10 protein-coding genes are annotated in these 9697 nt (G+C 75.9%); 9 read left to right on the top strand and 1 reads right to left on the bottom strand.

Features of this window, described 5'->3' with window-relative positions; all coding sequences use genetic code 11:
• Positions 1-914 (top strand): hypothetical protein (locus CTKZ_RS21740; RefSeq protein WP_160142936.1); only part of this gene is annotated, 914 nt, incomplete at its 5' end.
• Positions 915-1103: 189 nt separating this feature from the next.
• Positions 1104-3068: a substrate-binding and GGDEF domain-containing protein gene (locus CTKZ_RS18740; RefSeq protein WP_124344344.1), complete on the top strand. Its 1965-nt coding sequence runs from the start codon at positions 1104-1106 to the stop codon at positions 3066-3068.
• 74 nt (positions 3069-3142) lie between these two features.
• Here the strand turns inward: CTKZ_RS18740 and CTKZ_RS18735 are convergent, their stop codons facing one another.
• Positions 3143-4267, bottom strand: coding sequence for an epoxide hydrolase family protein (locus tag CTKZ_RS18735; protein ID WP_124344343.1), 1125 nt, complete (start codon positions 4265-4267; stop codon positions 3143-3145).
• A 143-nt stretch (positions 4268-4410) separates the two neighbouring features.
• Here CTKZ_RS18735 and CTKZ_RS18730 point away from each other — a divergent pair, with 143 nt between their 5' ends.
• From CTKZ_RS18730 to CTKZ_RS18700, 7 genes are all read left to right on the top strand, one after another.
• On the top strand, positions 4411-5364 hold the full coding sequence (locus CTKZ_RS18730; protein WP_124344342.1) for a helix-turn-helix transcriptional regulator: 954 nt from the start codon (positions 4411-4413) through the stop codon (positions 5362-5364).
• Between the two features lie 79 nt (positions 5365-5443).
• Positions 5444-5989, top strand: a complete 546-nt coding sequence (locus CTKZ_RS18725; protein WP_124344341.1) for a sigma-70 family RNA polymerase sigma factor — start codon at positions 5444-5446, stop codon at positions 5987-5989.
• Entirely contained in the window at positions 5986-7026 is a 1041-nt protein-coding gene (locus CTKZ_RS18720; RefSeq protein WP_124344340.1) for a hypothetical protein, read from the top strand. The genes CTKZ_RS18725 and CTKZ_RS18720 overlap by 4 nt, the downstream gene beginning before the upstream one ends.
• A 118-nt stretch (positions 7027-7144) precedes the next feature.
• Positions 7145-7681 (top strand): sigma-70 family RNA polymerase sigma factor, encoded by a 537-nt coding sequence (locus tag CTKZ_RS18715; protein WP_124344339.1) that lies wholly within the window; start codon positions 7145-7147, stop codon positions 7679-7681.
• A complete protein-coding gene (locus CTKZ_RS18710; RefSeq protein ID WP_124344338.1) occupies positions 7678-8892 on the top strand; it encodes a hypothetical protein in 1215 nt (404 codons plus the stop codon). The genes CTKZ_RS18715 and CTKZ_RS18710 overlap by 4 nt, the downstream gene beginning before the upstream one ends.
• Before the next feature lie 78 nt (positions 8893-8970).
• Positions 8971-9510 (top strand): RNA polymerase sigma factor, encoded by a 540-nt coding sequence (locus CTKZ_RS18705; protein WP_124344337.1) that lies wholly within the window; start codon positions 8971-8973, stop codon positions 9508-9510.
• The coding region (locus tag CTKZ_RS18700; protein ID WP_371852393.1) for a hypothetical protein at positions 9507-9697 on the top strand (191 nt) is incomplete at its 3' end. The genes CTKZ_RS18705 and CTKZ_RS18700, both read left to right, overlap by 4 nt.

Genomic DNA, 9697 nt, shown 5'->3' with positions numbered 1-9697 from the left:
GCCGGGCCGCGCGCGCGGGCGGACGGGCGGCGGCGGGCGTCGGCGCGGCGGGCGCGGTCGCGATCGGCGGGGTGCAGCTCGCCGAGCGCGAGGGTGCGACGACCGCGGCCGGCGAGTCCCCCGCGGACCTGTGCGGGGTCGCCGTGGAGTCGTTGCCGCCGGACCCCGACCCCACGTGGCTCGCGCTCGGGCAGGGTGTCGACGTCCACCGCACGCTCCAGCAGCACCTGCGCGCACCGGACGTCGTCCTCGAGACGGACCTGGGCGTCTCCGACCCGCACTGGCTCCAGTTCGCGCTGGTGCGCCGCAACGACGACGGGGACGCCCCGCGGGAGGGCACGCAGGTGCTGCTCGCGCGGGACGGTCGCGTCGTCGCGTGGGGCGAGGACGGCCTGCCGGGCGACGAGCGGTGGCGTCTGCAGAGCGTGCCCGACCCGGCGACGTCGGGCGTCTGGGAGACGGGGACGGTGTTCGTGTCCCCGCAGCCGTGCGACGACGAGGACGCCGTGCCCGCCGGCAGGTACGACGTCTACGTCGCCCAGGCGCCCGGCACGGGCTTCGCCGGGCCGTGGACGACGGAGGTCAGCACGCCTCCGAAGGGCGTCGCCCTCCCCGCGGGCTTCCCGGCCGGGCTCCCGCTCCCGGAGGCAACCCTGCTGGACGCGACCGAGCGGCCCGACGGCGGCTGGTCGTTCACGCTGCGGGCCGTCGGTGTCGACCCCGCCGGTGACGCGCAGCGGAGCCTCGAGAGCGGCGCGGACGCGCCCACGTACCTCGACCCCGAGACGCTCGACGACGACCGCTTCCCGTCGGGTGCCTTCGTCTCCCCGGACGGACGTTGGCTCGTGTGGTTCGGCGTCGAGGCGTCCGACGACGGCGGCATGCTGCTCCGGTACGACGTCGCGCCACGCTGACGGCGGCGGTCCCCGGTCACGGGCCGGGTGCGCAGGTGGAGGGACCCGTCGCACCCGGCCTGGCCCGTGCCCACGGCGCGTCCCGATGCGCCGGGCGGGTGGTCCCGCGACCCGCGGCTCAGCACGTGCCCCGGGCGACCGATACGCACGGGCGACAGCGCGACGAGGCGACGACGAGCGGCGGCACCGATGGCGGACGGACTCCTGGACGGCGGGAGGCGCCGACCCTCCGGCGACCCGCTCGTGTGCGTCCTGTCGCCGTTCATCGGCGGACCGTTCTACGGGCGGGTGCTCAACGGCACGCAGCGGGGCGCGCGGCGCACCGCGAGCCGCCTCCTCGTCGTCCAGACGCTCGACGCGGCGTCGTTCCGGATCGACGCGCACACGGTGCCCGAGCACCTGCCGCCCGTCGCGCACGACCACGTCGAGGGGTTCGTCGTGCCGGTCGGCGCGGTCGCGGACGACTACGTCCAGGACCTGCACGCGAGCGGTGCGGACGTCGTCCTCGTGGGGCACTCGCTGCCCGGGATCACGTCGGTGCGCGCCGACAACGCGGCGGGCGTCGCGGCGGCGGTCGCGCACCTCGCGGCGCACGGGCACGCGAGGATCGCCTTCGCCGGGTTCCGGGGCGCACCGGACGTCGCGGAGCGCTACGACGGGTACCGCGACGGCCTGCACGCGGCCGGCATCGCGCCCGCCGACGACCTGGTCTACGACGCGCCCGACAACCTCGAGGGCGGCGGTGCGGTGGCGGCGCGCGCGATGCTCGCGGCGGGGCTGCCGTCGACCGCCGTCGTGTGCGGAACCGACCTCAACGCGATCGGCCTGATGCGGGTACTTCGCGAGGCGGGGCACGACGTACCCGGCGACCAGGCCGTCGTGGGGTTCGACGACATCGACCGGGCGCGGTTCGAGTCGCCGGGGCTCGCGTCGGTCGCGCAGCCGATGGAGGCGATCGGCGCGACGGCGGTCGAGCTGCTCCGCGACCGCCGGGCCGCCGCCGAGGGACCGCGGACCGTCCGGGTGCCGACGACGTTCGTGCCGCGGGAGTCGTGCGGGTGCCCGGTCGAGCGCCCGGCGCCCGGCACGGCGGACGCCGACCGAGCCGACCGGGCGGACGACGCCCGCGAGCGCACGTTCGCCGGGGCGCGCGCGCTCGGCCGGACCCTGGCGATGCACTACGAGCTCACGATGGACCTGCTGCACACGCCCGACGAGGACCCGGCCGCGTTGCGCTGGATGCGGCACACCTTCGCCCGCGCGGGCTGCCTCGGGCTGTGGACGACCGGCGAGCGGTCGGTGCCCGACCCGGACGCGCGGACGCTCCGGGTGACCGGGACGTACGAGCGCTCGCCCGACGGCGACGCGGCGGGTCCGGTCGCGACGCACCCGGTCGCCCGCCGGACCGGCGTCCGGTCGTTCCCGCCGCGCGACGTGATCGCGCTCGCGCGCGACCCCGAGGACGTCGTGCTCGTCGTGCCGGCGAAGGTCAACGACAGCGACTGGGGGCTGCTCACGTTCGTCGGCCCGTTGCAGACCGGCGTCGAGAACGGACGTGAGAGCCCCTACCAGTGCACGGCCCTGCTGACGGTCGCGCTCGAGCTGCGGCACCAGGAGGAACAGCTGCGCCGGGCCGCGCTGCACGACCCGCTGACCGGGCTGCCCAACCGCGCGCTCTTCACCGAGCAGCTCCAGCGCTCCGTGACCCGCGCCCAGCACCACATGCACTACCACTTCGGCGTGCTGTTCCTGGACCTCGACGGGTTCAAGGAGGTCAACGACTCGCTCGGCCACGCAGTCGGGGACGAGGTGCTGGTCGCCGTCGCCGGGCGGATCAGCCGTGCCGTGCGGGCCAACGACCTCGCGGCGCGCCTCGGGGGTGACGAGTTCGTCGTGCTGCTCGACGGCATGTCGTCGACGGCCGACGCGACGGCCGTGGCCGAACGCCTGAGCCGCGCGCTGCTCGAGCCTCTCGACGTCGGCGGGACGACCGTGCAGGTCGGGGTGAGCGTCGGCATCGCGACGAGCGAGCGGGTCCCGGGCACCGCGGACGACGTCATGCGGGACGCGGACGCGGCGATGTACCGCGTGAAGCAGGCGCGCGCGGCCGCCGCGCTGGAGGGCCTGACGACGCGCGGCGTCGGCGGCCGCTGAGCGTCGGCGACGGGCGCGGGGGCGGCGGCCCGACGACGCGGGTCACCGCCCCCGACCGGGTGACGACGAGTGCGTCAGGCGAAGAACACGCGCAGGTCGTCGACGACGTCCTGCGGGACCTCGAGCGCCGCGTAGTGCCCGCCGCGCGGGTGCTCGGTCCAGTGCTCGATGCGGGCGTTGTCGCGCTCGGCGAGGCTGCGGATCGTCTGGAAGTCGTCCTTGAAGACGGCGACACCGATCCGTCCGGTGCTGACGACGGGCTCCGCACCCGACCGCTGCTCGGCGTAGTGGTACCGCGCGGCTGTCGCGTAGGTGTTGGTGAGCCAGTAGAGGCTGGCCTGTGCGAGCACCTGGTCGGCGGTCACGAGCGAGGTGCCGTTGCCAAAGCTCTCGAAGAGCTCGTGGTACGCGAGCGTCGCGACGGGCGAGTCCGCGAGGCCGGCGGCGACGGTCTGCGGCCGGGACGCGTTCATCGTGTTGTACGCGCCGACCGACTGGAACCACTGCATGTGCGCGAGCGCGGCGTACTCCTGCGGGCCGAAGCCGTCCATCTCCCCCGGTGCGCCCGTCGGGAACGAGAACAGCTGCAGCACGTGCGCGCCGCGGAAGCCGTCGGGGTCGAGGATCGCGAGCTCACGACCGACCATCGCGCCGCCGTCGCTGCCGTGCACGCCGTAGGCGTCGTAGCCGAGCCCGCGCATGAGGGTGTCGTAAATGCGCGCCACGCGCGCCATCGTCCAGCCCGCCCCGACGAGCGGCGTCGAGAAGCCGAAGCCCGGCATCGACGGGACGACCACGTGGAACGCGTCCTGCGGCCGGCCGCCGTGCGCGGTCGGGTCGACGAGCGCGTCGATCATGCCGAGGAAGTCGAGCACCGATCCCGGGTAGGTGTGCGCGAGCAGCAAAGGCGTCGCGTCGGCGTGCGCCGAGCGGACGTGCAGGAAGTGCAGCGGCTGGTCGTCGATCTCCGTGACGAAGCCGGGGTACGCGTTCAGCCGGTCCTCGACCGCCCGCCAGTCGAACGTCGTCCAGCGCGCGACCATGTCCCGCAGGTACGACTGCGGGGTGCCGTACTCCCAGGAGTCGTCGGGCGCGGCGGGGGCGAAGCGGGTGCGCGCGAGCCGCTCGTGCAGGTCGTCGAGGTCGGCGTCCGGGACGTGGACGGCGAACGGGCGGATCGAGAGCGGGGTGGCGGTCATGGTGGTCTCCGCGGGTCCGTGAGCGGGGTCTTCGTCCTGCTCGGTACCCTCACGCTAGGAGCCGTTGCGGAACGGTTCTTTCCGCTTCTCCCGCCGGACCTGCGGCGGTCCGGGGCGGGTTCGCACCAGGTCCGGGAGCGCCCATGGCCACGACGTCCGCCCGCCTGCTCACGCTGCTGGGCCTCCTGCAGTCCCGCCCCGACTGGTCCGGCGCCGAGCTCGCCGAGCGGCTCGACGTCACCGACCGCACGGTGCGCAACGACGTCGCGCGGCTGCGCGACCTGGGCTACCCCGTCGACGCCGTCCGCGGACCCGGCGGCCGCTACCGGCTCGGCGCCGGTGCGCGCGTGCCACCCCTCCTGCTCGACGACGCCGAGGCCGTCGCCGTCGCCGTCGGCCTGCGCCGCACCACCGCGACCGCGGGGTTCGAGGACCCCGCCCGGTCCGCGCTCGCCAAGCTCGAGCAGGTCATGCCCGACCGGCTCCGCCGGCGGCTCGCGTCGATCCGCGACGCCAGCGCGAGCGGACCCGAGAACACCGACTCGAACGTCGAGGACCCGGCCGTCGACACGGTCGTCCTCGCGGCGCTCGCCGACGCCGTCCGCGACCACCAGGGCCTGCGCGCCTACTACCGCGACGAGCCCGTCGAGATCGAGCCGTACCGCCTCGTCGCGTGGCAGCGCCGCTGGTTCCTCGTCGCCCGCGCGCCGTCGACCGGGACCTGGGCGCCGTACCGCGTCGACTGGCTCCGCCTGCGCACGCCCGGCGGCCGACGCTTCACGCCCATGCCGTTCCCCGGCGACATGACCGAGTTCACCGTCCGCGAGGTCGCGCGGACCGGCTGGACCGTCCACGCGTGCGTCACCGTCGACGCCCCGCCCGACGAGGTGCTGGCCCGCATCAACCCGACCGTCGGCACCGTCGAGGCCACCGACGACGGGCGCAGCGTCCTCGTCACCGGCGGGGACAGCGTCGAGGTCGTCGCCGTGTGGATCGGCATGCTCGGCCTCGACTTCCACGTCGAGGAGCCGCCCGCGCTCGTCGCGCACGTCCGGGTCCTGGCCGAGCGCTACGCGCGCGCCGTCCCCGGCACGTAGCACCGGGGTGGAGCGGCGCCACAACGATCCGGGCCCCGCCGACCGTCGTGCACCATGACGGCCACGACAGGGAGGTCCGATGCCCGCCTGGGAACAGGTGCTCGACGAGCTGCTCCGCACCCGCGGCGCCGCGCTCGTCCGCTACGCCACGATGCTCACGGGCGACAGCCGCAGCGGCGAGGACCTCGTGCAGGACGCCGTCGTGCGCTGCTTCACCCGCCGGTATGCGCTGCGCGAGGCGCACGCCGCCGAGTCCTACGTGCGGCGGACCATCCTCACGCTGTTCGTCGAGGAGCACCGCCGACGCCGCCGCTGGGGCGCCGTCCAGCACCTGCTGGCCCGGGCCGACGAGTCACCCGGACCCGAGCCGACGAGCAGCGCGCGCCTCGACGTGCAGTCCGCCGTCGCGACCCTCCCGCCGCGGCAGCGCGCCGTCGTCGTCCTGCGGTTCTACGACGACCTCACCGTCCCCGAGATCGCCCGCACCCTCGGCATCGCCGACGGGACGGTCAAGCGGTACCTGTCCGAGGCGACCGAGCGGCTCGAGCGCCTGCTCGGCCCGCTGCAGGACGCCCGCGACGACGTCTCCCTGATCGACGCCATCCCCGAGAGGAGCTCCCGATGAGCACGCACCTGCGCACGGACCTGCACGCCGCGATCGACGGCGGCACGCAGGACTCCCCGCTCACGTCCGCCGACCTGCTGCGCCGCATCCGACGCCGTCGCGCCGTCCGCTCCGGCGCGCAGGGCGCCGTCGGGCTCGTCGCGGCGGGCGCCGTCACGGCCGGCGGCGTGCACCTCGCCGCCGGCTCGGGGGACGGCGAGCTGCGTCCGGGCACGACGTGCGGCACGGACGTGGCCGCGTGGGCGCGCACGCACCGCGACGACGACCTGCGCGTCGTCGCCCAGCCCTCGGGGCGCGAGATGTCGCCGCAGCTGCGGTCGCTCGGCGACGTCGACGAGGGCCGCGAAGTCGGGGCGGGCGGTCCGCTCGGGGAGTGGGCCGGCCGGACGCTCGAGCTCGTCGCCGCGCACGTCGCGGACGACCACCACGCGCCGGGTGACGGCGCGGGGATGCGGGTCATGCTCGCGCGCGACGGCGAGGTCGTCGGCTGGGCGCAGAACGTCGCACGCGGTGACGACGCCGCGTCGACGTGGCAGCAGGCCGCGACGGTCGACACGCCCGAGCCCGTCGTCGTCCCGGGCACCACGATGCTCACCGCCTACGCCTGGCTCGACCTCCACGCGTGCGCCGGGAGCGACCTGCCCGCCGGGACGTACGACGTGTACGTCGGCGACGGCCCGGTCACGGCGAACGCGCCTGTCGCGGACGTCGCGTCCGGCTGGACCGTCGACCTCCTCGACCCCGGCCCTGCCGTGACCGGCCTGCCCGACGACTTCCCCGTCGACGACGTGCCGGTGCTGCCGGGCGAGCTCGTCGCGGCCGCGCCGCACGTCGGCGGCGGCTGGCACCTCGAGGTCCGGGTGCCCGGCGTCGACGCGCACGGGCGCGCCTGGCGGCTCCTGGCCGAGCACGGCGCGCACGCCGACACCGAGCGGAGTCTGTCCGGGTACGTCACCGCGAGCGGCGACTGGACCGTCGACGTGCAGCCGTGGGACCGCGGCGAGCGGATCTCCTACGACGTGCGACCCGTGGGCTGAGCGACCGACCCACCGGGACCTGACCTCCCGGGCGTCCGTGCCCGGCGTCCGAGCGGGTGACCAACGATCCGCCATCCCTCCGCGTCCTGGACCATGACGACTCGGGACAGGAGGGCCGATGGCGGCGTGGGACCAGGTGCTCGACGACCTCGTGCAGGTCCGCGGGCACGCGCTGGCCCGGTACGCGGCGCTCCTCACGGGTGACCGGGACACCGCGGAGGACCTGCTGCACGACGCCCTCGTGCGGTGCTTCGGCCAGGCTCGTCCGCTCCGCGACGCCGTCGCGGCCGAGGCGTACGTCCGGCGGGCGATCCTCACGGCCTTCCTCGACGGGCAGCGGCGACGCACCCGGTGGGCGGCCGTGCGGCACCTCGTCATCCGGCGCGAGACCGTGGACGGCCCGGAGCCCGCCGTGGTCGAGCGGGTGAGCGTCGAGGCGGCGCTCGGCATGCTGCGCCCGCGGCTGCGCGCGTGCGTCGTCCTGCGGTTCTACGACGACCTGACGGTCCCGGAGGTCGCACGGCGCCTCGGTCTCGCCGAGGGCACGGTCAAGCGTTACCTGTCCGACGCGGTCGGGCAGCTCGAGGACGTGCTGGGGCCGGTGTCGACCGGTACCGACCGGCACGAGAGCGTCACGGTGGAGGAGGCACGATGAGCATCGACCTGGCGGCAGTGCTGCACGACGTGGTCGACCGAGGGCGGCCCGACGGCCCGGCCCCGGTCGACGTCCCACGGGTGCGGGCGCAGGCGCGACGCCGCCGCGCGGTGCACCTCGGTGCGCGGGGAGCGGTCGGCGTCGGAGCCGCGGGTGCCGTGGCGCTCGGGGCCGTCCACCTCGCGGGGGCGCGTGACGGCCGCACCGTGCTGCCGTCCGACCCCGACGCGGCTCCCGGCGAGTGCGGGTCGAGCGTCGCGGGCCTGGGGCGCACCCCGGACCCGACCCTGGGCCTGGCGCGGTCGTCGTGGTCGGCACCCGGGTTCCCCGCGACAGCGAGCGGGCCGGGCGCGGTGCCCGGACCCGGCGACCTCGGCACCTACGTCGGGCGCGAGGTCTGGGTGCAGGCCGTGAGCTCGCGGCCCCAGGACGGTGCGGGCGAGCCCGCGACGGAGCTGTCGTCCCTGCAGGACACGCTCGCGCTCGTCGAGCAGGGCTACACGGACCGCCTCGCGGCGCGCGCGGCGGGCAAGGACGTCAGCCAGGACGAGCTCGACGAGCGCGCCGAGACCGTCGCCGCCCTCCAGGCGTCGATCGACGCGAGGGTCGCCGACGGTGAGGTACCGCCGGCGACCCCGGCCGTGGCGCAGGTGCGGGTGCTCGTCACCCACGGCGAGCGCGTCGTCGCGACGGCCGTCCTGCCCGAGGAGGGCACGTCCGACGCCGTCGCCGTGTGGAACCGGGCGACGAGCGGCCTGCTGTCCGAGCAGGTGCGGCTCGGCCTCGTCACGTGCACGGTCGACGGCGTCGGCGGCGACCCGTTGCCGGCAGGGACGTACGAGGTCGTCGTCGCGCGCGGTGGCGGGCCGCTCACGTCCGCCTCTGGGCCGTGGACCCTGACGATCCCCCCGCACGCGAGCGCGGCATCCGGCCTGCCCGGCGACTTCCCCGTGGACGCCGTGCCGATGCCCCCGGGCACCGTCCTCGCGGTCGCCGGTGACGCCGCGGCCGGCTGGACGGTCGAGCTGGACGTCGCGGGCGACGACCGACTGTTCGTGGCGGCCGACCTCCTGACGGCGCTCGACGGTGCGAAGGAGGAGGGGCGCGACCCGCTCGGCGTCACCGTCGACGTCCCCGGCTGGTTCGTCGAGATCCACCCGGGCGACGAGGGCGACGAGACGTCGCTCTTCTACGAGGTGCGCCCCCGCTGACGCGCGCCTGACGGCGGCCGACCCAACGTTCTCGGCGCCCCGAGCGTCCTGAGCGCGACGACCGGACAGGAGGCACGCATGGCGGCGTGGGAACAGGTGCTCGACGACCTCGTGCAGGTGCGCGGGCACGCGCTCGTGCGGTACGCGACGTACCTCACGGGCGACCGGCGGCAGGCGGAGGACGTCGTCCAGGAGGCGCTCGTCCGCTGCTTCGGCCGGACGCGCCCGCTGCGCGACACCGTGGCTGCCGAGGCGTACGTGCGCCGCGCGATCCTGACCGAGTTCCTGGACGGGCACCGCCGCACGACGCGGTGGCGGAGCGTCCGGCACCTCGTCGCGCGCGACGAGCAGGTCGAGTCGCCCGAGGCGTCCGCCGTCGAGCGGGCCAGCGTCGAGGCCGCGCTCGCGACCCTGTCCCCACGACTGCGGGCGTGCGTCGTCCTGCGGTTCTACGACGACCTGACCGTCGCGGAGATCGCCCGCACGCTCGGGCTCGCCGACGGCACCGTCAAGCGCTACCTGTCCGACGCGATGGACGCCCTCGAAGGGGTCCTCGGCCCGCTCGACGCGGACCGCACCACCGACATCGAGCTCGTGAACACCCGGGAGGCACGATGAGCACCGACCTGTCCCGCACACTGCACGCGACGATCGACGGCGAGCCCGCGGGAGTCCCGACGGCCTTCGACATGACGCGCGTCCGGTCCCGCGCGCGGCGACGGCGCGTCGCGCGCACCGCCACGCGCGGCGCGGTCGGGGTGGGCGCCGCCGGCGCCGTCGCCGTGGGCGCCGTGCAGGTCAGTGG

The organism is Cellulomonas algicola (assembly GCF_003851725.1).
GTDB lineage: Bacteria > Actinomycetota > Actinomycetes > Actinomycetales > Cellulomonadaceae > Cellulomonas > Cellulomonas algicola.
The sequence above is the reverse complement of the archived record's forward strand: the minus strand, read 5'-3'. Positions and strand labels throughout refer to the sequence as shown.

Excerpts from the sequence above, each read along its gene's own strand:
- CTKZ_RS18740 (WP_124344344.1), top strand. The coding sequence starts at position 1,104 with ATGGCGGACGGACTCCTGGACGGCGGGAGGCGCCGACCCTCCGGCGAC.
- CTKZ_RS18735 (WP_124344343.1), bottom strand. The coding sequence starts at position 4,267 with ATGACCGCCACCCCGCTCTCGATCCGCCCGTTCGCCGTCCACGTCCCG.
- CTKZ_RS18730 (WP_124344342.1), top strand. The coding sequence starts at position 4,411 with ATGGCCACGACGTCCGCCCGCCTGCTCACGCTGCTGGGCCTCCTGCAG.
- CTKZ_RS18725 (WP_124344341.1), top strand. The coding sequence starts at position 5,444 with ATGCCCGCCTGGGAACAGGTGCTCGACGAGCTGCTCCGCACCCGCGGC.
- CTKZ_RS18720 (WP_124344340.1), top strand. The coding sequence starts at position 5,986 with ATGAGCACGCACCTGCGCACGGACCTGCACGCCGCGATCGACGGCGGC.
- CTKZ_RS18715 (WP_124344339.1), top strand. The coding sequence starts at position 7,145 with ATGGCGGCGTGGGACCAGGTGCTCGACGACCTCGTGCAGGTCCGCGGG.
- CTKZ_RS18710 (WP_124344338.1), top strand. The coding sequence starts at position 7,678 with ATGAGCATCGACCTGGCGGCAGTGCTGCACGACGTGGTCGACCGAGGG.
- CTKZ_RS18705 (WP_124344337.1), top strand. The coding sequence starts at position 8,971 with ATGGCGGCGTGGGAACAGGTGCTCGACGACCTCGTGCAGGTGCGCGGG.